General features: G+C 67.1%; 28 protein-coding genes and 1 tRNA gene. 11 read left to right on the plus strand and 18 right to left on the minus strand.

From position 1 onward, the window contains the following. Positions 1–40: 40 nt before the first annotated feature. A tRNA-Glu gene (locus tag RDU83_00855) sits at positions 41–116 on the plus strand. A gap of 140 nt (positions 117–256) precedes the next feature. On the opposite strand, the gene RDU83_00860 is transcribed toward RDU83_00855, so the two are convergent. Continuing rightward, positions 257–1,813: a Fic family protein gene (locus RDU83_00860; protein ID MDQ7839557.1), complete on the minus strand. Its 1,557-nt coding sequence runs from the start codon at positions 1,811–1,813 to the stop codon at positions 257–259. Positions 1,814–2,146: 333 nt separating this feature from the next. Between RDU83_00860 and RDU83_00865 the strand changes: the two genes are divergently transcribed. Next, positions 2,147–2,986, plus strand: a complete 840-nt coding sequence (locus RDU83_00865; protein ID MDQ7839558.1) for a M55 family metallopeptidase — start codon at positions 2,147–2,149, stop codon at positions 2,984–2,986. Here the strand turns inward: RDU83_00865 and RDU83_00870 are convergent. From RDU83_00870 to RDU83_00900, 7 genes are read right to left on the minus strand one after another with little or no spacing between them, the layout of a single operon-like run. Continuing rightward, entirely contained in the window at positions 2,983–4,044 is a 1,062-nt protein-coding gene (locus RDU83_00870; GenBank protein ID MDQ7839559.1) for a tartrate dehydrogenase, read from the minus strand. The two genes, RDU83_00865 and RDU83_00870, sit on opposite strands and share 4 nt — an antisense overlap. Positions 4,045–4,085: 41 nt before the next feature. Next, positions 4,086–4,925 carry a M55 family metallopeptidase gene (locus RDU83_00875; GenBank protein MDQ7839560.1) on the minus strand — a complete coding sequence of 280 codons (840 nt, stop codon included), beginning with the start codon at positions 4,923–4,925 and terminating at the stop codon, positions 4,086–4,088. A gap of 38 nt (positions 4,926–4,963) precedes the next feature. Continuing rightward, a complete protein-coding gene (locus RDU83_00880; GenBank protein ID MDQ7839561.1) occupies positions 4,964–5,797 on the minus strand; it encodes a sugar phosphate isomerase/epimerase family protein in 834 nt (277 codons plus the stop codon). 13 nt (positions 5,798–5,810) lie between these two features. Then, positions 5,811–6,638: a carbohydrate ABC transporter permease gene (locus RDU83_00885; protein MDQ7839562.1), complete on the minus strand. Its 828-nt coding sequence runs from the start codon at positions 6,636–6,638 to the stop codon at positions 5,811–5,813. Continuing rightward, positions 6,635–7,603 (minus strand): sugar ABC transporter permease, encoded by a 969-nt coding sequence (locus RDU83_00890; protein ID MDQ7839563.1) that lies wholly within the window; start codon positions 7,601–7,603, stop codon positions 6,635–6,637. Before RDU83_00890 ends, RDU83_00885 begins: the two co-directional genes overlap by 4 nt. Beyond that, a complete protein-coding gene (locus tag RDU83_00895; protein MDQ7839564.1) occupies positions 7,581–8,837 on the minus strand; it encodes an extracellular solute-binding protein in 1,257 nt (418 codons plus the stop codon). Before RDU83_00895 ends, RDU83_00890 begins: the two co-directional genes overlap by 23 nt. A 53-nt stretch (positions 8,838–8,890) precedes the next feature. Then, the gene (locus RDU83_00900; protein ID MDQ7839565.1) at positions 8,891–9,637 is read right to left on the minus strand and encodes an N-acetylmannosamine-6-phosphate 2-epimerase; all 747 of its coding nucleotides are present in this window, start codon (positions 9,635–9,637) and stop codon (positions 8,891–8,893) included. Positions 9,638–9,670: 33 nt separating this feature from the next. On the opposite strand from RDU83_00900, the gene RDU83_00905 reads away from it, so the two are divergent. The 7 genes from RDU83_00905 to RDU83_00935 all read left to right on the plus strand — a co-directional run bounded on the left by RDU83_00905 (position 9,671) and on the right by RDU83_00935 (position 16,163). Then, on the plus strand, positions 9,671–9,940 hold the full coding sequence (locus RDU83_00905; GenBank protein MDQ7839566.1) for a hypothetical protein: 270 nt from the start codon (positions 9,671–9,673) through the stop codon (positions 9,938–9,940). 78 nt (positions 9,941–10,018) lie between these two features. Further along, on the plus strand, positions 10,019–10,666 hold the full coding sequence (locus RDU83_00910) for an MBL fold metallo-hydrolase (GenBank protein ID MDQ7839567.1): 648 nt from the start codon (positions 10,019–10,021) through the stop codon (positions 10,664–10,666). Positions 10,667–10,668: 2 nt separating this feature from the next. Then, positions 10,669–11,469 carry an alpha/beta hydrolase gene (locus RDU83_00915; GenBank protein ID MDQ7839568.1) on the plus strand — a complete coding sequence of 267 codons (801 nt, stop codon included), beginning with the start codon at positions 10,669–10,671 and terminating at the stop codon, positions 11,467–11,469. Then, positions 11,453–12,220 carry a 5-oxoprolinase subunit PxpA gene (locus RDU83_00920; GenBank protein ID MDQ7839569.1) on the plus strand — a complete coding sequence of 256 codons (768 nt, stop codon included), beginning with the start codon at positions 11,453–11,455 and terminating at the stop codon, positions 12,218–12,220. The genes RDU83_00915 and RDU83_00920 overlap by 17 nt, the downstream gene beginning before the upstream one ends. 61 nt (positions 12,221–12,281) lie before the next feature. Then, positions 12,282–14,027 carry an ABC transporter ATP-binding protein gene (locus RDU83_00925; GenBank protein ID MDQ7839570.1) on the plus strand — a complete coding sequence of 582 codons (1,746 nt, stop codon included), beginning with the start codon at positions 12,282–12,284 and terminating at the stop codon, positions 14,025–14,027. Next, positions 14,024–15,826 (plus strand): ABC transporter ATP-binding protein, encoded by a 1,803-nt coding sequence (locus RDU83_00930; GenBank protein MDQ7839571.1) that lies wholly within the window; start codon positions 14,024–14,026, stop codon positions 15,824–15,826. Before RDU83_00925 ends, RDU83_00930 begins: the two co-directional genes overlap by 4 nt. Beyond that, a complete protein-coding gene (locus RDU83_00935) occupies positions 15,816–16,163 on the plus strand; it encodes a hypothetical protein (GenBank protein MDQ7839572.1) in 348 nt (115 codons plus the stop codon). Before RDU83_00930 ends, RDU83_00935 begins: the two co-directional genes overlap by 11 nt. Positions 16,164–16,166: 3 nt before the next feature. On the opposite strand, the gene RDU83_00940 is transcribed toward RDU83_00935, so the two are convergent. The 10 genes from RDU83_00940 to RDU83_00985 all read right to left on the minus strand — a co-directional run bounded on the left by RDU83_00940 (position 16,167) and on the right by RDU83_00985 (position 20,884). After that, on the minus strand, positions 16,167–16,541 hold the full coding sequence (locus RDU83_00940) for a S1 RNA-binding domain-containing protein (GenBank protein MDQ7839573.1): 375 nt from the start codon (positions 16,539–16,541) through the stop codon (positions 16,167–16,169). 74 nt (positions 16,542–16,615) lie between these two features. Then, positions 16,616–16,954, minus strand: a complete 339-nt coding sequence (locus tag RDU83_00945; protein ID MDQ7839574.1) for a septum formation initiator family protein — start codon at positions 16,952–16,954, stop codon at positions 16,616–16,618. A gap of 84 nt (positions 16,955–17,038) precedes the next feature. After that, entirely contained in the window at positions 17,039–17,443 is a 405-nt protein-coding gene (locus RDU83_00950) for a putative toxin-antitoxin system toxin component, PIN family (GenBank protein MDQ7839575.1), read from the minus strand. A gap of 25 nt (positions 17,444–17,468) precedes the next feature. Continuing rightward, positions 17,469–17,717 carry a CopG family transcriptional regulator gene (locus RDU83_00955; protein ID MDQ7839576.1) on the minus strand — a complete coding sequence of 83 codons (249 nt, stop codon included), beginning with the start codon at positions 17,715–17,717 and terminating at the stop codon, positions 17,469–17,471. Positions 17,718–17,779: 62 nt separating this feature from the next. Then, complete coding sequence (eno, locus tag RDU83_00960; protein MDQ7839577.1) at positions 17,780–19,090, minus strand: phosphopyruvate hydratase; 1,311 nt, start codon at positions 19,088–19,090, stop codon at positions 17,780–17,782. 51 nt (positions 19,091–19,141) lie between these two features. After that, positions 19,142–19,567 carry a PIN domain-containing protein gene (locus RDU83_00965; protein MDQ7839578.1) on the minus strand — a complete coding sequence of 142 codons (426 nt, stop codon included), beginning with the start codon at positions 19,565–19,567 and terminating at the stop codon, positions 19,142–19,144. Between the two features lie 9 nt (positions 19,568–19,576). Beyond that, positions 19,577–19,843 (minus strand): type II toxin-antitoxin system Phd/YefM family antitoxin, encoded by a 267-nt coding sequence (locus RDU83_00970; protein MDQ7839579.1) that lies wholly within the window; start codon positions 19,841–19,843, stop codon positions 19,577–19,579. A gap of 108 nt (positions 19,844–19,951) precedes the next feature. Beyond that, a complete protein-coding gene (locus RDU83_00975; GenBank protein MDQ7839580.1) occupies positions 19,952–20,212 on the minus strand; it encodes an RNA-binding S4 domain-containing protein in 261 nt (86 codons plus the stop codon). A 47-nt stretch (positions 20,213–20,259) separates the two neighbouring features. Then, a complete protein-coding gene (locus RDU83_00980) occupies positions 20,260–20,607 on the minus strand; it encodes a DUF5615 family PIN-like protein (GenBank protein MDQ7839581.1) in 348 nt (115 codons plus the stop codon). Further along, positions 20,600–20,884 carry a DUF433 domain-containing protein gene (locus RDU83_00985; GenBank protein MDQ7839582.1) on the minus strand — a complete coding sequence of 95 codons (285 nt, stop codon included), beginning with the start codon at positions 20,882–20,884 and terminating at the stop codon, positions 20,600–20,602. Before RDU83_00985 ends, RDU83_00980 begins: the two co-directional genes overlap by 8 nt. A gap of 284 nt (positions 20,885–21,168) precedes the next feature. Between RDU83_00985 and RDU83_00990 the strand changes: the two genes are divergently transcribed. Together RDU83_00990 and RDU83_00995 are read left to right on the plus strand one after the other, a co-directional pair. Next, entirely contained in the window at positions 21,169–21,597 is a 429-nt protein-coding gene (locus tag RDU83_00990) for a hypothetical protein (protein MDQ7839583.1), read from the plus strand. A 37-nt stretch (positions 21,598–21,634) separates the two neighbouring features. After that, positions 21,635–21,997 carry a DUF5615 family PIN-like protein gene (locus RDU83_00995; GenBank protein ID MDQ7839584.1) on the plus strand — a complete coding sequence of 121 codons (363 nt, stop codon included), beginning with the start codon at positions 21,635–21,637 and terminating at the stop codon, positions 21,995–21,997. Positions 21,998–22,031: the final 34 nt, after the last annotated feature.

Genomic DNA, 22,031 nt, shown 5'->3' on the forward strand with positions numbered 1-22,031 from the left:
GAACCGGCCGGTAGGTCCCCCGGCGCACCATCGCACGCGTGGCCCCATCGTCTAGGGGACCAGGACGCGGCCCTCTCAAGGCCGAAACGGGGGTTCGAATCCCCCTGGGGCCACCAAAATCCTGCTGCGTTTTGAGAGCTTCGCAAGTCAGCACCCCGCCGAGCCGTAGCCCGCCGCTCCAAGCCGTCGAGGTGACTTTGGCCGACTCTGATCGCGTCATGCTGCGCCAGTGAGTCTGGATTAGACGAAGCCTCCCCTAATCGGCGGGTACTCTGGGCATGGGGCGGCCCTCGAGGCGCGCCTGCACCAGACGGGCTAGGAAGGCCGCGAACTGCTCGATGTTCTGTTCGACGCTCGCCGCTTCGAGCGCCGCCATATACTCGCTGCGTTCCTCGACCGGCAGCACCGTCCACGGATACCCACCGGCGGCGAGCATGACATTCATCAGGAATCGGGCAATACGGCCATTGCCATCCATATAGGGATGGATGTACACAAATACGAAATGCCCCAGCACGACACGTACGCTGGGTTCTTCCTCTTCGCGCAGAAGATCGAAGAACGTTGGCATAAGATCGCGTACTGCTTCACGGCGAGGCGGTATGTGTTTTGAGTGCCGGATATACACTTGGTCGCTGCGGTACCCTGCGAGGTCGGCCGCACTGACAATTCCGGCAGTTACACTCGGCGCAAAGAGCTCCCGGTACCAGTCGGCATGGTCGGCATCAACGACTGCGCCCGGGTTGTCCCCGCCGAGCACCTTCCGCACGCTTCCCCTGACAGCCTGATAGGCCTGCCAATACCCGCGCGCCGCCAGCGCGTTGCGATGTTCTTGGTCATTGTAGTCATGATCAGGGTTCCACGCGCCGGTGCGCACACGCTCGATGAGGGCCGGACTGACCCGGTATCCTTCGATCGACAGTGAATGGTAGGCGTCGGTGACATAGACGTCGTCAACGGCCTTGATATACGCTTTGATGTCGGCGACTGGCCCCGGTGCGGCGGCGAACATCTCCATCACTGCCTTCCGCATGTGCTGCCACATCATGCGAATGCGGTTCGCATGAGGAGATTGTTCGCGCACGGGTAGAGCCGGCACGGGTCGGTCGCTGAACGGATCATTCTCGCGCACATGATAGCCGGCTGCCCGCATTGTCTTGAGGACGTCGTCGGCAATGCGCGCGCGGCCGATATTGCGGAATGCGCCGGCGAGGCGGCCCGCCAGCGCGCTGTGGCCGCCGGCCAGGAGCAAGGCTAGGAGGTCCGAAGCATCACGCACCATCGCAAGCGCGGCGCGCGCATCGGTGGCCTTTTTGGGGAAGTAGCTTGGGGAACAGGCAATCAGCGCAGCGGGCAGAGAGAACAGCCGCAGACCTTCTTTCTCTTCCCTTTGTCCTTCCGTCGGCAGGGCGGCCCGCAATTCGAGCAGAGAGGTCTCGTGTGGCAGCGGCGTGGCGCGGTTGCGTGCCTTCGGCGAGCGGACGACCAATTGGTGCGGCACGGCTCGGTTGCCAGCATGCAGAGACACAGATTGCTCTGGAGACAAGGACCACTCCGTTCTGAACCGCTCATTCAAATAGGCTGCGCAGAAGCCCCAGAAGGCGGAGTACCAAGCTGTACTTTCCCCGCCAGCTCCGTCCGGCCGGGCTGGGATGTACCAGCCCTTCATGACCTGCTTCAAGAAGCCGTTGCGTACGAGCCGCTCCCGATGGGTGCGAGTCAGGTTAGCGGAGCGAATGGCGACCAACCCGCGGTCCTGAAGCCCCTTCAGAGCCTCAAGGGAGTCGGCCAGTTTTCCCTGCGGTGTTGCCACGATCGTCCCGTCCTTCGCTCATTGTGCCGTGCGGCCATTAGCCCTTTCTGTCAATTACAGTCCCCCCTCCGTCCTGACCATATGTATCATTCTTAGCTTATTATGTCGAGTGAAAATTAGCCTATTCTGTCGTTGTTGGATTCCTTGCCGTGCTTCCCGCGCCAGCCTGACGGTGCCCATGCCGCAGGTAGACTCAGGCGGCTAGCGCGACCCCGGCGAACGTGACTTCGAGCAAACGCGCGGTGCCGTCGAATCCCCCTGGGGCCACCAGGAATGCTCCCCCTCCGCCCGAATCCAGCAAGGATCGCATATTCCCGGACGAGGTGAGACCTCATGCGCGTACTGATCTGGGCCGACATGGAAGGCGTTGCCGGTATCTCCACCTGGGAGCAGGTAGCCGGCAGCCTGCCGCTCTACGAGGAGGGGCGCCGCCTCTACACCGAGGAGATCAACGCAGCGGTCCGCGGCACTCTGGCGGCAGGGGCCACCGAGGTCGTGGTGATTGACGGGCACGGGGGAAGCCATCCCGGGGCGCGCGGCTTCCTGAGTCTGATTCCTGAGCGCCTCGAGCCCGGCGCCCGCTACGTGCTCGGCCATACCTGGACGCGCCACATCGAGCCGTTCGAGCGCGGATGCGATGCCGCCCTGCTGGTGGCTGCGCACGCGATGTCCGGCACGCCAGGTGGCGTCCTGTCCCATACCGTCTCTTCGGAATCCTGGTACGCCGCTACGATCAACGGCACACCGGTTGGGGAGACCGGCATCGTCGCCGCGATCGCCGGCTGCTGGAACACTCCGGTCGTGTTTCTGTCCGGGGACGAGGCGGTGTGCCGCGAGGCCCGAACCCTGCTCGGCCCCGGACTCGTGACCGCGCCGGTGAAGCAGGGGTTGAGCCGGTACTCCGCGCGGCACCTGGCCCCAGCCGAGGCCCGCGCGCTTATAGAATCAGGGGCTCGGGAAGCCGTGGCCCGGGGAGCCCTGACCGGCCGGTCGGGCTGGCCGGCTCCGCTCAGGTTCACCGCGCCCGTGACGTTTCAGGTAGAGCTGACCACCCCGGACCGCGCGGAGGCGTATCGTGGCCGGGCCGGCGTCGAGGTGGCCGGCCCGCGTACGGTGCGCGCCACCGGCGAGACATTCTGGCAGGCCTGGGACGCGTTCTGGCACCACGGCTAGGAGCGGATCGCCGCGGCCACGGCGTCGCCCACCTCCGCGGTGCGGCTGCCCCCGCCCAGGTCGGGCGTTCGCACCTCGCCCCGGCGGACTACCTCGCACAGCGCCTCGAACACCGCGCGCGCGGCCTCGGCTTCGCCCAGGTGCTCGAGCAGCAGAGAAGCGGTCCAGATCGTGGCCATTGGGTTGGCGATTCCGCGCCCGGCGATGTCGGGAGCCGAGCCGTGGACCGGCTCGAACATCGAGGGGAAAGTGCGGCTGGGGTCCAGGTTGGCGCTGGCGGCCAGGCCCAGGCTGCCCTGCAGCGCGGCGCCCAGATCGGTGAGGATGTCGGCAAACAGATTCGAGCCGACCATTACGTCAAACCGGTCGGGGTGCAGCACCATCTGGTAGGCGGCGGCGTCCACGTGTAGCTTCCACATAACGACGTCAGGATAGTCGCGCGCTACCCGCTCGGCCACCTCGTCCCACATGACCGCGGTGTACTGCATCGCGTTGGACTTGGTGACGTGCGCCAGCTTCCTGCGCCGTCGCCGTGCCAGGTCGAAGGCATAGCGGAGGATGCGGTCGGTGGCCCGGTGTGTGAAGACCGTCGTCTGCACCGCCAACTCGTCGGGGGTACCGGTGGCGACGCGGCCCCCGATCCCGGAGTACTCGCCCTCGGTGTTCTCGCGCACAAACAGGATGTCCACGTCCTCGGGCCGCCGCCCTGCCAGCGGCGAGGCGATGCCATCGAGCAGCCGGATCGGCCGGACGTTGGCGTAGAGGTCGAACGCCTTGCGTATCCGCAGCAGCAACCCCCACAACGAGACGTGGTCCGGCACCCGCGGGTCGCCGATGGCGCCCAGCAGGATCGCGTCGAACTCCCGCAGCGTCTCCAGGGCATCGTCGGGCATCATCACGCCGTGCCGCAGGTAGTGCTCGCAGCCCCAGGGGAAGGCCGAGGGCTCGATCTGGAAGCCGAAGCGGTCAGAGGCGGCCTCGAGCACCTTGAGTCCCTCGGGTACCACCTCGGTTCCGATGCCGTCGCCGGGGATGACGGCGATCCGGTAACGTCTCATACGCTGCTTACTGCCGTCGCCGGGTCCGCGCATGCCCCGGCCTAGAACAGCCCTTCCGAGGCCGCCATCCCGACTATCAGGCATCCCCAAAACAGCTTGAACGCCCGCACATAGTCGGAATCGGTGATGGCTATCGTCCGTGGCCCGCGGCGCTCCACGCCCGGGAACAGCGTGGCCATGTGCGCCGGGGCCGTGCGCTTGAAGTCCACCTCGAAGGTCACCGGCGTCGCAGGCCGGTACGGTTTCACGCCGCCGTCTCGAACCGCGCGCACCGCATCTGCCGCGCGCGCGCGGATCAGCGCGTGCGCCCGGCTTGGGGTCAGGCTCAGCCCGACCGTTCGGTCAACCGCCTCCTTCACCGGCGCAACCACCACGCCGGGCAGGCGGCGCACGGCATCGGCGCAGACCGCGCTGTCGCCGGTCACCAAGGCGACCGGCACGCCGAACGCGCCGGCCGTGGCGGCGTTGATCGCGGCCTCGTCCGCGGGCTCCCCGTTCAGCCGCACCTCGTAGACGATCTTGCCGACGAGGGTGTGGTTCAGGATCCCGTCACCGCCGCCCTCGCGCTGGTGATACCCGACGAAGAACGCGGCGTCGAATCCACCGTCTATGCCCTCCATCTGGCAGAGCAGCTTGTTACTGCCGCTTATCAGCCGCGCATCCGGATGGAGTTCCTCCACGAGCAGATTGGTCATCGGGCCGTGCCCGTCGCTGACCACGGCCTCGGTCGCGCCTGCCTCCAACGCGCCCTCTATCGCGGCGTTGGCGTCCTGGGTCATCAGGCGCCGGAAGCGGTCGTAGTCCTTCTCGCCCGGCTGAACGTGCTTGCCGGCGGCGACGCCGGTGATGCCTTCCATGTCCACGGAAACGTAGATGCGCACTGCCAACTCCTCCTTTGATGGTTCAGACGCAGGGTGGTTCAGGCGTATGCCCGCAGCCGCGCGAGCGACTCGGCCAGATACCCGTCCAACACCTGCGGTGACCGGTTGTCCTTAATTGACTGGAAGGGATCGGGTCCCGGTGGCATGACTTCCAGCACGGCCGCACCCGTGTAGCCGATCGCGCGCAGCGCCTCCATGACCGAGGGCAGATCGAGGTGCCCGCGTCCCAGTGCCTGCCGGTTCGTGTCGCCCAGGTGGAAGTGAAAGAGATGCCTTCCAGCCGCCCTGATCGCCCCTGCTATGTCCGGCTCCTCGATGCTGGCGTGGAAGGTGTCGAGTGTGAGCCCGACCCACCGCGAATCCACCTCGGTCAGGTACGCGAGCGCATCGCTCACGTTCGTGACGAGATATGCTTCGTACCGGTTGAGCGGTTCGATGGCGATCCGCACGCCCGTCCGTTCGGCCTCGACCGCGGCGGCCCGCATCCCTTCGATGGACCACCACCACTCGTCGTCGCGCGATGCCTTGGGACGCAGGCGCGTCTCGCCCGACGGCAGCATCTGGACGAGCGGCGCGCCCACCTCCCTGGCGAACCGCAGGCAATCCACGATGTAGCGCACCGCCTGCTCCCGGATTGCGCGATCGGGGTTGGCGAGATCGCGCGGCGTCTGCGGGAACATGCACGACGCGGTAAGCGCCAGCGGTGCCAGGCTGCGGCGGGAAAGCGCCCGCCGCACCTCCTCCGGCGCCCAGCGGTCGGGCTCGCCCGGCAGCTCGACGCCGTCGTAGCCCGCAGCCGCGATTCTACCCAGCGTGTCTTCGAGGGGCGCATCCCCGTAGATCCACGCGCAGACGCCAAACTTCATCCCCATCACCCCTTCACCATCACCCCTTGACCGCTCCGGCGGTCAGGCCGCGAATGAAGTGCTGCGAGAGCACTACGTACAGCGCCACCACCGGAATCGCCGCCAGCGTGAGGCCGGCGAACAGCGTCGCCCAGTCGGTGTAGTACTGTCCGAAGAAGGCGGTCATGCCCAGCGGGAGCGTCTTGAGGTGGTCCGACTGTATGAAGACCAGCGGGAAGAAGAAGTCGTTCCAGATCGGGATCAGGTTGTACACGGTCACGATGACCAGCGCCGGGCGCACCAACGGGAGCATCACCCGCGCGAAGATCGTCCATTCGCCGGCGCCGTCAATGCGGGCGGCGCTGTCGAGGTCGGCCGGCAGCGTGCGGAAGAACCCGGTGAGAATGAAGATCGCGCTGGGCAGCCCCGAGGCCGCGTATATCAGGATCAGCGACCACAACGTGTCCAGCAGGTTCAGATTGCGCATCTGGATGAACAGCGGGATGATGGCCAGCCGGATCGGCAGCATCAAGCCGCTGAGGAAGTACAGGTACAGGAAGTCGTTGCCGCGGAACCGGAACCGTCCGAGCGCATAGCCCGCCATCGCCCCAAAGGCCAGGATGAGGGCCAGCGAGGCCGCGGTTACCATCACGCTGTTCTGGATGTAGCGGGCGAAGCGCGCCTCCACCCAGACCCGGCTGAAGTTGTCGAGGCTCCAGACCGCCGGAAGCCCCAGGGGATGCTGGAAGATCTCGCGCGTGGTCTTGAACGCCGAGAGTCCCATGAAGACCATCGGCGCGAGCACGAGGACGGCGTTGGCGATCAGGATCGCCTGTATCAGCGGCATCCACCGCGAGCGTCCGCTCATCCCATCTCAACCTCACGCCGCCGCAGGAAGACCGCGCCCACGGTCGAGACGGTCACCAGCATGATGAACATGAGGACCGCGATCGCCGATCCCACGCCGATGTCCTGCAGCCCGGTGTCCACCTCGCCGAACGCGGTGCGGTAGAAGAGCAATCCGAGCACGTCGGTCGCCCTGTTGGGCGCGCCCGAGACGCCCTGCACGACGTAGGGCAGCTCGAACCAGTTGAACGACCCTATGAAGGTGAGGATCACGATGATCGTCACCGCGGGCGCCAGCAATGGGAAGATGATCCGCCGGGTCACGTCCCACTCGCTGGCGCCGTCCAGGCGCGCCGCCTCCAGGTAGTCCTCGGGCACCGCGTTGATGCCCGCCAGGAACACAATGGTCGGGAAGCCCAGCCATCGCCACGCATTGATGAGCGTCAGGGTAATGAGCGCGATGCCCGGCTCGCCCAGCCACGGCCGCGCGAGCGCGCCGAGCCCCATGATCCCCATCGTCTTGTTGACCACCCCGAAGACCGGGTTGAGGAAGAGCGCCCATAGGAACCCTACGATCACCAACGAGAGCGTCACCGGCAGGAAGAATATCGCCCGGTACGCCCGCGCGCCCCACGGGTTGCGCGCCAGGATCAGCGCCAGCCCCAGGCCTGTCAGGTTCTGGACCAGCATCGTCAGGATGAAGACGATCACGTTATTCCCGAAGGCGTTCGCCAGCAGGCGGGGGTAGGGGAACGTGGTGAACAGCCGGATGAAGTTGCCCAGTCCGGCGAAGCCGCGCCGCCCGATACCCTCCCAGGAGTAGAGACTGTAGGCCAGCGCCGAGAGGATGGGATAGGTGACGAACGCGGCAAATAGCACGACGGCCGGCGCCAGAAAGATTGCCAGCCACAGGCGCCGGCCGGCGCGCATGCTCAGGCCGCGGCGGGGGCTGCGCCCCGCCCGGCTACCGTCCGCGGAAAGCGTCAACCCAGGAGCTCAACCCGCGCGTTACCTCTTCGCCCACCTGCGCCGGCGTCATCGTGCCGGCCATCATCCCCTGCAGCGCGCTCTGCAGCAGCGTGGATCCGGTCGGCGCCTGCCAGCGGAATCCCACCAGCATGATGTAGGGCGTCGCCTTCCGGTTCATCGCCTGCACCTGCTGCAACTGGGGGTTCTTGACCACCACGCCGGGCACAGCCGACATCTGCGCCAGCAGGTCGGTGAACATCTGCCCGAACTCCAGGGTGGCGGTGAAACGGATGAACTTGAGCGCCGCCTCCATGTTCGCTGTCTTAGCGTTTATGCCGTAGTTGCCGTCGGCGTAGGTCGAGACCCAGGGAATCTGATCGGCCCGCTCCGTCGGTCCGGGGAAGACGCCGAAATCGAGGTTCTTGTTCTGCGCCTTGAAGAATCCGATCTCCCACGACCCGCCGATGAACATCGCCGCCTGCTCGTTGATGAACATCTGCTGCATCGTGGCGTAGTCCACGCCCATGAATCCGGTGGGCATGTACGGCCGCAGCTCCAGCATCTTCGCCAGGGCGCTCGTGTAGGCCGATTCGCGGAACGTGGTCTGCCCGCGCGTGACCGCCTCAAAGAATGTGGTCCCGCCGTAGAAGTTGGGCGCGATCACGCCCGAGAGCACCTCGAGCGTCCAGCCCTCCTTGCCGCCGTTGGCCAGCGGGACGACGCCCTTTTCCTTGAGGGTCCGCATGACGGTGATGAACTGCTCCCAGGTCTTGGGCACCGCCAGGTTGTGCTGGGCGAAGATCTTCTTGTTGTAGAAGATCACCAGGGTCTGCGTGGCAAACGGCACGCCGTAGATGCGGCCGTCCTTGCGGCTGCGCGCGCCCGCGATCGTTTGCAGCGGGAACCGCTTGAGCTCGGGAACCTGCGCGAAATCCAGGGGCGCGATGAACCCGGGCGCCGCGAACGTCTCGAGGCCGCCGTACGCCCGCAGGTGTATGATGTCGGGCCCGCGTCCCGCGGTCAGCCCGGTCGAGAGGATCGTGTTGTACTCGGGCGCACGGAACGGGATGAACTCTATCTTGATCCCGGGATTCCGCTGCTGGAACAACCGGATCATCCGGTCGTACACCCACTTGTCCTCGGTCCGCCAGCTCCAGAAGGAGAGCTTCGCGGGCTCCTGCCCGAGGACACTCGCGGGGAAGAAGGTGGCAATGAGGGCCACCGCGATCATCGCCGTGCACAACCGTCGCATCACTTCCTGCACCTCCTTTGATCTTGCCACCCTGGAATACTACCGCCCCGGCGCTACCATCCCTGCGTCGTCCGCCCCCCGGCGTGCGGGGCCAGCGCCTGCACGAACCCCCGCGCGATCTCCCTGGGGTTGGTAATCGCGGTGCCCACCACCACGGCGAACGCCCCGCGGTCCAATGCCTCGCGCGCCTGCGCAGGGGTCTTGATCCGGCCTTCGGCGATGACCGGCACGCGCACACGCGCGGCAAGGGCCGCTACCAGATCGAAGTCGGGATTCTCGGGCGGAGGCGCCCCCGGGTCCACATAGCCCGACAGCGTGGTCGCCACCGCGTCGGCCCCCGCGGATGCGGCGGCCAGCCCGTCCTCGATGCCGGAGACATCCGCCAGTACCGGCAGGCCCAGTTCGTCGTGGATTCTAGCGATCAGCTCCTCCAGTCGCACACCGTCGGGCCTCCGGCGGCTGGTGGCGTCCAGCGCGATGATCGCCGCGCCGGAAGCGGCCACCACCTCGGCCTCGGCGAAGGTGGGCGTGATGAGGACCTGGCAGTCGTCGTAGGGCCGCTTGTACAGGCCGATGATGGGCAGGTCCACCGCGGCGCGCGCGGCGCGTATGTCCTCGGGTCCGTTCATGCGCAGCCCCAGCGCGCCGGCGCCGGATGCGGCCCGCGCCATCGCCGCCATGAAAACCGCTCCGTGGAGGGGGTTATCCGGCCGCGCCTGACACGACACGATCAGCCCCCCGCGCATCGCCGCCAGCGCCGGGTGGACGGTGAGGGAGTGGTGCGCCGCGGTTCCGTCCATGCGCGACTCCTCCTTATGCGCTACAATGAAAGGGTGACTACCCTGACCACACGCGAGGCCTACAAGCGCCTGCGCGATACCGCGAACGGCATCGATCGGGCGCTCGCGGTTGATCGCGGCTCGGTGCGGTGGCGCGACACCCCGGTACCCGGGGTGCTGTTCGGCCTGGCGCTGGGCGGGGCGCACGCCCTCATGTTCATGCCCTCCGGCTACATCGCCGGACCGGATTGGGCCGACCGCCTGCCCGGCCGCATCGAGGCCGCCCGCCGTTACCTGCTCGGTTTCCCGCGCCCGGCGCGGTAAGGCCTTTCCGGGGACGTATTCCGTGGCGCGGCTGCGTTTCCCTGTGGTCGGGCATCTTTGCGCGGGAGGCCCCCCAACGTGATAGTCGAGACACTGCAACTCGGTCCCATAGCGACCAACTGCTACATTGTCCGCGACGAAACCACCGGAAGAGCGACGGTCATTGACCCCGGGGGCGACGCCCCTCGCCTGATGGCGGTGTTGAAGCGCGGCAACCTCACGGTGGAAGCGATTGTCGCCACCCACGCCCACTTCGATCACATCGGCGCCGTGCGCGATCTCGTGCTTGCGACCGGCGCGCCCTTCCTGGCCGGCGAGGCCGAGGCCCCGGTGCTGGCGACCGCGGTCGAGCAGGCCCTGATGTTCTTCGGCATCTCCGTGTCGCCGCCGCCTGCGCCGGATCGCCTCCTGCGCGACGGCGATGAGCTGACGCTGGGGGGCGCCCTGTTCAGGGTCGCGCACACGCCCGGGCACAGCCCCGGCCATATCTGCCTGCTGGGAGATGGGGTGGCCTTCGTGGGAGACGTGGTCTTCCCGGGCAGCATCGGCCGCACCGACCTGCCGGGGGGAGATTACGACACCCTGATGCGTTCGATCGCCCGACACATCCTGACGCTGCCCGACGAGACCGTTCTCTACAGCGGCCACGGTCCGGAGACCACGGTCGGCCGCGAGCGCCGCACCAATCCCTTCCTGGTTGGGCTCGCTCCGGCGGCAGGTAGCTGACCTTGGGCACGGCGGCGCTGGGCACGGCGGCTTTGGGCGACGGCCTGCTCCTGCTCCACGGTGCCGGAGGCCGGGCGCTTGCCTGGCAGAACCAGCTCCTGGCGTTTCCCCGCGCGCGGGCAGAGGATCTGCCGGGCCGCGCCGACGGGACCCCGACAAGCGTGGACGGATTCCTAGGGGCGCTGCGCGGGGTGCTGGGACAGAGCGGCCCGCTGATTTTGGCCGGTCACTCGCTCGGCGGCGCGATCGCGCTGCGGTGGGCACTTGTCTACCCCGAGGAAGTCCGCGCGCTCGTGCTCCTCTGCACCGGGGCGCGGTTGAGGGTCGCGCCGCAGATCCTCGAGGGGATACGTGTTGCGGACCCCGCGGCAATCGAGCAGTTCGGCGCGATGTGGCTGGGGACGAGCCCGAAGCCGCGCCTGCGCGAGAAGTCGCTGGCGCTTCTGCACGCTGCGCCCCCGGCCGTGCTTGCAGCGGACCTGGAGGCCTCCGACGGGTTCGACGTGATGTCCGAGCTGGATCATCTGGCGCTGCCGGTGCTCATCATCTGCGGCGCCGAGGACCGGCTCACCCCGGTGAAGTACGGCCGCTACCTCCACGAGCGGATAGCCGGATCCGAAATGGTGGTCATCGAGCGGGCCGGGCACATGGTCATGCTAGAGCAGCCGGCTGCGGTGAACCTCGCGATGGGGGCGTTCCTGGAGCGACTCGACCGTGGCGCACCCGGCCACCAGGCACCACACCGCCAGGCACCACGCCGCGAGGCACCAGACCGGGAGGTGGGGGATGCGCGCGACGGTTGATCTCAACGCGGACGGAGGTGAGGGGTTCGGAGCCTACGCCATCGGCGCAGATGCCGAACTGCTGCGCTCGGTGACCTCGCTCAACGTGGCGTGTGGCGCCCACGCCGGTGACCCCGTGGTTATCCGCCGAACGATCCGCGCGGCCGTCGCGGCAGGGGTCGCGGTGGGCGCGCACCCCGGCTTCCCCGATCTCCAGGGGTTCGGCCGCCGGGCGATGCACATCGCCCCTGCGGATCTAGTGGCGATGCTGATCTACCAGATCGGCGCGGTCGCGGCGCTGGCCGCGTCCGAGGGCGCGCGGCTGCGGCACGTGAAGGCCCACGGCGCGCTCTACAACATGGCGGTCGCCGACGCGGCGCTGGCCGGAGCCATCGCAGAGGCCGCGGCCGCGTTCGAGGGGCTGTGGCTGTACGCGCCGCCCAGTTCGGCGATGGCCGCCGCCGCCGAATCCCGCGGGATTGCGGTGGCGTGTGAGGCGTTCCTCGACCGGGGTTACCTCCACGACGGCACGCTGGTGCCGCGCACCGAGCCGGGAGCCCTGCTGACCGATCCGGAACAGGTGGCCGCGCGCGCGGTGGCGCTGGCGACAGGAGGGACGATCACCGCGACGGACGGCGCCAGGATCCTGTTGCGGCCGCACACCCTGTGCGTCCACAGCGATACCCCGGGCGCCGGCGCCCTCGCGGCCGCGGCCCGCGCCGCGCTGGAGGCAGCCGGGGTGCGCGTGGCCCCGCCTTGGAGCGCTCCGTGATCCCACCTCGTGTGACCTCATCTCGTGTGATCCCGCCTCGTGCGGCGATCGAGGAGGGCGCGTGAGCCGGCGCCTGCTGGGCTATGTACTGGGGCACCGCCGCGCCTACCTGGTGGGGTTCAGCCTCAGCCTCCTCAGCACCGGGCTGTCCGTGACCAACCCGTGGGTGCTGCGGCTGGCCGTGGACGGCATCCGCTCCGGCGCCGCGCCGCGCCTGCTGGTGGGGCTGGCCATGGCGTACGTGGGGATCGCGTTGACCGGCGGATTCATACGGTACCACTGGCGCATGAAGATGCTGGGGGCCGGCCGGCGGATCGAGTACGAGATCCGCAACGACTACTTCGCCCACCTGCAGCGGATGCACCAGGCCTTCTTCCAGCACACCCGCACCGGCGACCTGATGGCCCGCGCGATCAACGACCTCAACACCATCAGCCGCCTTGTGGGCGTGGGCATCATGCACTCGTTCAACACCATCTTCATGTTCACCGCGGCCGGCACGCTGATGTTCACCATAGACCCGCCGCTGGCGCTGGTGGTAATGGTGATCCTGCCCATGGTCAGTCTGGTCTTCGTGCTGCTGGGCCGGCGGATCCACCGGCAGTACGAGCAGGTTCAGGAGCAGTTCAGCACGCTCTCGGCCCGCGCGCAGGAGAACTTCTCAGGGATCCGCGTCGTGAAGGCATTCGCGCAGGAGTCGGCCGAGATCGCCACCTTCGGCGTGATCAACCGCGAGTACATGGAGCGCTCGCTGCGGTTGGCCCGCACCTCCGGCGCGCTCTGGCCCGCGATGACGCTCATCCTCGGCGGCGCGGCCGCCGCGGTGCTGTGGCAGGGAGGCCAGGCCGTGGTCGCCGGCCGCATTACGCTGGGCCAGCTCGTGCAGTTCTTCGGCTACCTGATGATGCTGTCGTGGCCGATGATCGCGCTGGGTTGGGTGGCGACCATCGTTCAGCAGGGGCTTGCCTCGATGCGGCGGATCGAGACGATACTGGACAGCCGGCCGGTCATCGCCGAACCCCCGGAGCCGGCGCGGCCAGAGCGGTTGCGCGGTGAGATCGAGTTCCGCGACGTTTCGTTCGCCTACAATGGCGTGCCGGTGTTGCGCGGCATCAACCTCCGCATTCCCGCGGGAGCCACCGTGGCGATCGTAGGCCCGACCGGCTCAGGGAAGACCACGATGGTCTCGCTCATTCCACGCCTGTTCGACCCGACCGGCGGGACGGTGCTGGTGGACGGGATTGACGTGCGCCGTCTGAGTCTGGCGGCGCTCCGGGGAGGCATCGGGTTGGTGCCCCAGGAATCTTTCCTGTTCTCCGACACCCTGGAGGGCAACCTCGCCCTTGGGGTGGAAGGCGGCGACGGCAGCCGCGTGCGGGAGGCGGCGGAGACCGCGCGGCTGGCACCGGAGGTAGCCGGATTCCCGATGGGATACCAGACCGTGGTCGGGGAGCGCGGCGTCACCCTCTCGGGCGGCCAGAAGCAACGCGCGACGATCGCCAGGGCGCTGGCGCGTGACCCCGAGATCCTGATCCTGGACGACGCGCTCAGCAGCGTAGACACGCGCACCGAGGAGGAGATCCTCCATGCGCTGCGCCGGTTCATGGCGACGCGCACAAGTCTGATCATCTCGCACCGCATCTCGACGGTGCGCGGCGCCGACCTGATCGTGGTGCTGGGCGACGGGAGGATCGTCGAGCAGGGCACGCACGACGCGCTGCTGGCCTCCGGCGGGCTCTACGCCGACCTCTACCAGAAGCAGCTCCTGAAGGAGGCCCTGGAGGCCGACGAGGATTCGTCCCAATGAGCACCGCGTTCCACGAAGACGAGATCATCGGCGCGGCGTACGATGCGCGCCTGATGCGGCGGCTGTTGGGCTACGTGCGCCCGTACCGCGCCGCCGTCGTCCTGGCGGTTGTGCTGCTGCTGCTCACCTCCGCCGCCAGTCTGGTGGGTCCCTACATCGTGCGGATCGCCATTGACGATCACATCACGCCCGGACGGCTGGAAGGGCTCGGGGTGGTCATTCTCGCCTACCTGGTGGCGCTGACCGCCGCCTTCATCCTCCGATACGCCCAGACCTACATGATGGCGCGCGTCGGGCAGCACGCGATGTACGACCTGAGGATGGAGCTGCTCACCCACCTCCAGCGGCTCTCGGTCGGCTTCTACACGCGCCAGCCGGTCGGCCGACTGGTCACCCGCGTCACAAACGACATCGAGGCCCTCAACGAGATGATCACCCAGGGCGTCGTGGCCATCTTCGGCGACCTGGTGACGCTGGTGGGCATCGTCGCCATCCTGCTGTACCTCGACTGGCGCCTGGCGCTGGCCACCATGCTGGTGCTGCCGGCCATCATCCTCTTCACCGCGCGGTTCCGGGCGGTGGCGCGCGAGGCCTACCGCGCGATCCGGGTGCGCCTGGCCCGCATCAACGCCTTCCTCAACGAGCACATCATGGGAATGGGGATCGTCCAGCTCTTCGGCCGCGAGGCACGGGAACAGGCGCGTTTCGAGGAGCTGAACCGCGACCACCTGGCGGCCACCATGGTATCGCTTCGGTCGTTCGCGGTCTTCCACCCCGTGGTGGGCGCGATGAGCGCGGTGGCGGTGGCGATCATCATCGGCTACGGCGGCGCGCAGGCGCTGGCAGGAACGATCAGCGTGGGGCTGGTGGTGGCGTTCGTCCAGTACGCCCAGCGGTTTTTCGAACCGATCGAGGACCTGGCCGAGAAGTACAATATCCTGCAGGCAGCCATGGCCTCAGCTGAGCGGCTCTTCCGCCTGCTCGACGAGCCGGTCGAGGTGGAGGATCCACCGGCGCCGCTGCGCGTGGATCGCGTGCGGGGGGAGATCGAGTTTCGCAACGTCTGGTTCGCCTACGAGTCCCTCCCGGAGCATGACTGGGTGCTGCGGGACGTGTCGTTCCACATCCGGGCGGGCGAGAGCGTGGCGTTCGTGGGGCACACCGGCGCCGGTAAGTCCTCGATAATCAACCTGATCACGCGGTTCTACGACCCGCAGCAGGGATGCGTGCTGGTGGACGGCAGCGACGTCCGGGGGTGGGATCAGCGCGACCTGCGCCGGCACATCGGGCTGGTCCTCCAGGATGTCTTCTTGTTCGCCGGGACGATAGAAGATAACATCCGGCTGGGGACCTCCTCGATTACCTCAGAGCAGGTGCGACGCGCGGCCGAGTTCGTCAACGCCGCCCGGTTCATCGAGCGGATCCCAGGAGGGTATCAGGCCCAGGTGCAGGAAAGAGGCTCCACGCTCTCGGGCGGCCAGAAGCAGTTGATCGCGTTTGCCCGGGCGATCGCCCATAACCCGGAGGTCCTGCTGGTGCTCGACGAGGCGACCAGCAGCGTGGATACTGATACCGAGATCCTGATCCAGGACGCGTTGAGCCGCGTGATGCAGAACCGGACCTCGATTATCATCGCCCACCGGCTCTCGACGATCCAGCACGTGGACCGCATCCTGGTGATTCATAAGGGCCGCATCGCCGAGGAAGGCACGCACCGCGAGCTGCTATCGCGCGGTGGCATCTACACCAAGCTCTACCACTTGCAGTACAGAGACCAGGAGCTGCGACATGACGCCTGAAGTCAAACCGCTGTTGAAGAAGTTGCGCGAGACTGCGATCGAGGCATTGGAAGAGCGTCGCGGGCTGGTAGCCTACTCAAAGATGGATGCCTACGAGATGGACCGGCTGGCCCGCAAGGTCGAGCAGGAGGCGCTGGAACAGATCCGGTCCGCGCTGCCGGATGCCTCGGTCTTACTTGAGATCCAGCAGATCCAGGACCGGCTGCGGCAAATGGATGGGAAGCTGGCCGAGCTGGATGCGCGGGAGGAGATCTCGGACCGGTCGCGCCAGCTCGAGCGCGACGACATCATCTGGAGGGCGTTTGAAGAGGTGGTCGTCCTTCTGGGGATTGAGTAGGAACTACTTCCGGCGCCGGCCGCCGCGCTTCGCCTCGGTGTTGCGCTTCAGGTCGAGCAGCCGTTCCTCGCTTTCCTTCAAGAAGGCTTTCAGCTTGTCGTCGAACGAGGTGCGCGCCCGACCCCGCACCTGACGCTCCTCGGGCGAGAGCGCCTGCTTGACCGAAAGGTCGAGTTTGCCCTTGTCGTTGAGGCCGAGGATCTTGACCCTGACCTTCTCCCGTTCCTTCAGGTAGTCCTTGACGTCCTTGACATAGGTGTCGGCGATCTCGGAGATGTGCACCAGACCGCTCTTGCCTTCGGGGAGTTCAATGAAGGCACCATAGTTGGTGATCTTGACCACCGTGCCCTCGACGATGCTTCCTGTTTCCAAAGCCATGCTCTAACAGACACGCCCCTTTCTTTCCAAGATTCCGGCGCGCGATGGATTATACCCGCGCCCCGCCAGGAGTGTCAACGCGGCGAGGGCGTGGGACGGACCAGGATGATGGCGATCTCCCCCGGCCGGATGAGCCCCAACTGCTCCCTGGCCATCCGCTCTATGTACTCCGGTGTGTTCAGCAGCCGAATCTCCTCGCGGAGCTGCGCGATCTGCTTCCTTAGGGTGTCCCGCTCCTGGACCATGACCCCCAAGTCGCGCCGCACCTTGAACCCATCCCAGTAAGCCCCGCCGAACGCGGCCGCCACCGCCAGCAGCACGCCTGTGGCCACGAGCGGTCCGGCCCAGCGCGGGATTACGCGGCGGGGAATGCCCGGGGGCAGGATAGGGCGGCGCGCTTCTGCGTGTGCCATGACGTATGCTGTGACGAAGGGACGACTCCGGCAGGCTGCCCCACCTCGCGATTCGCGGGCGCGGCCCGGATTCCTGCTGGGGTCTCACAGCCCAAGAGTACGCACGAAGTCAATTGGCCGGACAATGGGGATTCCGGAGTAGGTCCCCAACCCGAGAAGATGCCGGTCTCCTGACACGATCAGATCGGCCCTTCCTGCAACCGCGCATTCAAGCACGCGATTGTCAGGCTCATCTTCAACCACGGTGAGCCTGACCGCGGGCCGCACGACGGTGGACCGGCGCGCGATCTGCTTCACGTACGCAGTGATGTCCCCCTCGGGGAGGCGGAACTTCTCGCGGAGGGCCCGCGCAAGCTCGACCAGGAGCGCAGGCGAAGTGATCAGCCTAAACTGACCCCGCAGCGCAGCACGGTAGACCAGTTCGGGCGGGCCTCCGAAGAGCGCCGAAATGAGCACGTTGGTATCAAGGACTGCTCGCAGCGGGTTCACCTCGCAGGCCTACCTCGTAACAGGCCTACCCCTGGTGGAGAATCCGGTCCACGTCATTCTCGGACTGGATTTCCAGGCCCGCCGCGCGCGTCTGCCGCCGGGCCGCCCGCTGGAGACCGGCGAACTGCCGTTCCTCGCGGACGATCTGGTACGCCTCCCACATGTCGCGCAGCAGCTCGCTCTTCGTCTTCTGCTCCGCCTGTGCGGTCTGCTCGATCGCACGGGCGATCTTAGGGGGAAGCGAGAAACCCATGACCCTGGTTGTACGGCCCATCCCAGCCACCTCGTTATAACTTAGTATAACTCAAGGCGGCTGGGTTGTGAAGGGCCTTCTGCCTACTTCCGCGCGCCCACCGGGAACGCAGCCCATCCCGCGTAGCGGGCCCGGTCGCCCAGCGCCTCCTCGATCCGCAGCAACTGGTTGTACTTGGCCACGCGCTCGCTGCGCGACGGCGCGCCGGTCTTGATCTGGCCGGCGCCGGTGGCCACGGCCAGGTCGGCGATCGTGGTGTCCTCGGTCTCGCCGGAGCGGTGGGAGATGATCGAGGCGTAGCCCGCCGCCCGCGCGATCCCAATCGTCTCGAGCGTCTCGGTCAGCGAGCCGATCTGGTTGAGCTTGACCAGGATCGCGTTGCCGACGCCCTCGGCGATGCCGCGGCGCAGCAACCGGGGATTCGTGACAAACAGGTCGTCGCCCACGATCTGCACCGTGCTGCCCAGCCGCTCGGTCAGCGCCTTCCAGTCGGGCCAGGCGTTCTCGTCCAGGCCGTCCTCGATCGAGACGATGGGATAGCGCTCGGCCAGAGCGGCCAGGAACTCGATCACCTCAGGCCCAGTGCGCCTCAGGCCCTCGCCCGCGAAGTTGTAGGCGCCGCCTCCGGTGCCCTGCGCGCCGCGCTCGAAGAAGCTGCTCGCCGCCACGTCGAGCGCCACCGCGATGTCGCGACCCGGCCGGTAGCCCGCCGACTCTATCGCCGCCAGCACCGCCTCGATCGCGGCCTCGGTGGACGGCAGGTCGGGCGCGAACCCGCCCTCGTCGCCCACCGCGGTGCTCATGCCCTGGGCGTGCAGCGCCTTCTTCAAGTGGTGGAAGACCTCCACCCCGGCCCGCAGCGCCTCGGCGAACGTGGGCAGTCCGGCCGGGGCGATCATGAACTCCTGGACGTCAATCCTGTTGTCCGCGTGCGCGCCGCCGTTGATGATGTTCATCAGCGGCACAGGAAGCAGGCACGCCGCCTCACCGCCCAGCGACCGCCACAGCGGCTGCCCCCGCGAGGCGGCGGCGGCCTTGGCCACGGCCAGCGAGACCGCCAGGATGGCGTTGGCGCCGAGCCGGCTCTTGTTCTCGGTGCCGTCCATCTCGAACATCGCGCGATCTATCGCGGCCTGGTCGAAGGGATCGGCGCCGGACAGCCGGGGAGCGATCTGCTCGCGCACCAGGGCGACGGCCGCGCGCACGCCCTTGCCCAGATAGCGTGCCTTGTCGCCGTCGCGCAGCTCCAGCGCCTCGTGCTCGCCTACCGATGCGCCCGAGGGCACCGCGGCCCGGCCGACGGCGCCGTCGCTTAGCGTGACGTCGGCCTCGACGGTGGGGTTGCCCCTGGAGTCAATGATTTCGCGTGCGGTGATGCCGGTGATTGTGGGCATGAATATCACTCCTGTCTTTCCGATGTTGGCGTTCGACCTGTCTCGTACGGTTTACCACACTACATCGACGTCCGGGGTCCTTCTGAACACAGCGTCCCGCGAGAGGAGCTTTGACCTTGTAGCCTTCGCCGTTGCGGCAATGATCCTATCGGGCATGTCTGGGATGATGGTGGCCGGAATGGAACGAAGCTGATCTACCACCTCAAGATCGAGCGGAATCACGCGGTAGTTCTCGGGTCCTTTGGCAAGGTCGGCCAGCAGGCGGCCGATGAGAGCTGCTGGAATGACGCCCCTTTCGCTCAGATAGACCAGTTCAACCAGCACGATGCTCGGAATTGCTATGACCTCTCGGCCATCGTCGGCTAGGGTGAAGATACGTCTGGCTCGGGGCCCCAACCGTCCCTTAGGCCGCTTGGGCCGTTCCCCGGAGGCCTCCTGAAGATGCCAGATGAGCCCGTGGCTGTCGGTGGTATACATCCCTTGGGCCTAGCGACCGGCCAGCTTTCTCCACACCTGAGCGCGAACCGCGCGCAGTTCACGCGCGGACACGCTCGGAGTGTCTTTCCAAAGCCCGCCGAGGCGCACGATGTTGCGATGCTCGCTTCCGGCGAGGCGCAGGAACTCCTCGTGACCGATCAGGACCGCTTTGGGCCGACCCCGCGAGGTGAGAATGACAGGTTCGTGGCCGTAGGCGGCCCTGTTGATTACTCGGGAGAGATCCCGCTTCGCCTCGACTATGCTCACCCTGTCCATCCGCTGGCTCCAGTTGCTCTCCCTAAAAGAGTCATTATGGTGATTATACCCCTTATTGTTAGCGTACCCCTGATCCAGGCCCGCGTCAACCGCGGGGCAGAGCGCCCCTCACCACGCCTCCAGCGTGCGCCGATCCTCAACGATCTCAAACGGCGGCTCGGGAGACGGTCGCCCCTCGGGCAGGCGCAGCACCTTCACCACGAGATGCCGGGGGCCGAAGTTCACCTCAACCAGATCGCCCACCTCGACCTCGGCGGCGGGCTTGGCCCGGCGGCCGTTCAACGTGACACGCCCAGCGTCGCAGAGGCGGTTCGCCATGGCGCGGCGCTTCACGAGGCGGCTGGATTGGAGGAACTTGTCTAGGCGCATTGTGTACCCATCGGTACCAGTCGCGCGGGCATCCTGCCGGACCTCACTCAGGCGAACAAGAGCTGGCTTTCCAGATCATCTACGGACAGGCGGGAGAGAAGCCTGCCTACCCTTGTGGCGATCTCCCCAGGCGGGCGCCGGCGGACAACAATGATGCCCGCGTGGGCTTTTCTACCCTCTTGCCATTCCCGGTGGAGACGTTCGAAATCGGCCCGGTTGTGAGTCAGAAGAGCGCGGCGATGCTCGGCTCCGAAGCCCAGTTGCTGGTGGTCGGACCAGCCGAGCTGTCCTGTGTCCCTGGCGGTTACGATGTCGAATCCTCGTGCCTGGAGGATGGCGGCCACTACCACCGACACGTCTTCGTCGAGGTAGAGGCGCGCGGGCGGCCTAGGCATCCGGACGTGCTGCTGGATGCATCAGATCGTCGCCGACCTGGTTGCGGTTGATATGGCCCTGAATCTCCGCCTGGTGATCAGCGAAAAAGCTCAGAGCGTCAAACACCTGCGCAAGCCCGAGGTGTGGAAGGTGTCCGGGGATCTCCTCAGGGGTGACCCCGAGCCGCCACAGTTCGACAACGGCCCTTACCGGCGTACGTGTGCCCCGGACGATGGGCTCCCCACCCAGGATGCTGTCGTCCCGTACGACATACCGGTGCTCGGTTGCGGTAACCATGGCGCCCTCCCCCGTCAAGTGCGCGATGCCGAAGTGGCCCTCGAGCGGACACATCTCGCGCCCATTATATCGGCCAGCTACCCACTTGACACCAGGCGGTTCCGGAAATCAGCCGCTCCTGCGTGCTCTTCAAGGAAACCCGCCAGCGCGCGCATCTGTCTCGACCTGGGCGAGTGCGCGCTTGTCACGAATGGTTACAGAAGTTACAATGTATTCGGCCCGGGGCTGGCGACCGCGAACCGGTTGTTGATCCGATTGCCGCAGGGCCTCCATGGGAGGGAGGGATGCGGAGCATGCTCAAGTCCACGCCCGTCAGCATCCGCCTCAGACCGGAAACGTATCGGATGGCCGTCGAGATGGCCCGGCGGACATCGCGGTCGCTCAGCGCGGTCCTCAGCGAGCTGACCGAAGAGGCGCTGCGCACCCGCCGTTATGCCGGTATCGCGTTCGCCGGCGCTCCGGGGGAACGCCGCGCCCGCATCGAAGGGGCTGGTCTCGACGTGTGGGAGATCGTCGCCGTCCACAAGGCCTGCGGGGAGGATACGCAGCGGACCCTCCAGATCCTGGAGCACCTCAGCCCGCGGCAGGTCGAGGCGGCTCTCCGGTACTCCCGCGCTTACCCCGAGGAGATCGAGGCGCTGGTGGCTGAGAACGAGCGCTCACCAGACGAGTGGGAGCGCCTGTATCCGCATCTGACGCCGCTCAGTGGGTAGCAACAGCGTAGGTGCCGGTTTCCCCGGGGAGCTGCCTGTGCGGCTGTGGCTTGACGAGATGGTCCCCGCCGAAGTCGCCCGCCAGTTGCGCCGGCGCGGGTACGACGTGCAGGCCGCGCAGGAACCGGAGCACCGGTGGGCGTGGGGCCTGGAGGACGCCGAGCAACTCCAGGCCGCGACGCGGGTTGGGCGGGCCCTGGTCACCTTCAACCTGCGGGACTTCGTCCCGCTGTCCCAGCAGTGGGCCGAAGCCGGCAGGGAGCACGCAGGCATCATCCTGGTCCACGCCAGGGCGGTTCAGCCCGGTGAGATCGGCGCGCTGGTCCAGAGACTGGCTGCGCTGCTCGACGCCACTCAGGATGATCAGGGGCTGGAGAACCGCGTCGTCTTCCTGCGTTAAGAACCCCGCAGGCGAAGTGTGCTACAATGTAGCG

The organism is bacterium (assembly GCA_031082185.1).
GTDB lineage: Bacteria > Sysuimicrobiota > Sysuimicrobiia > Sysuimicrobiales > Humicultoraceae > VGFA01.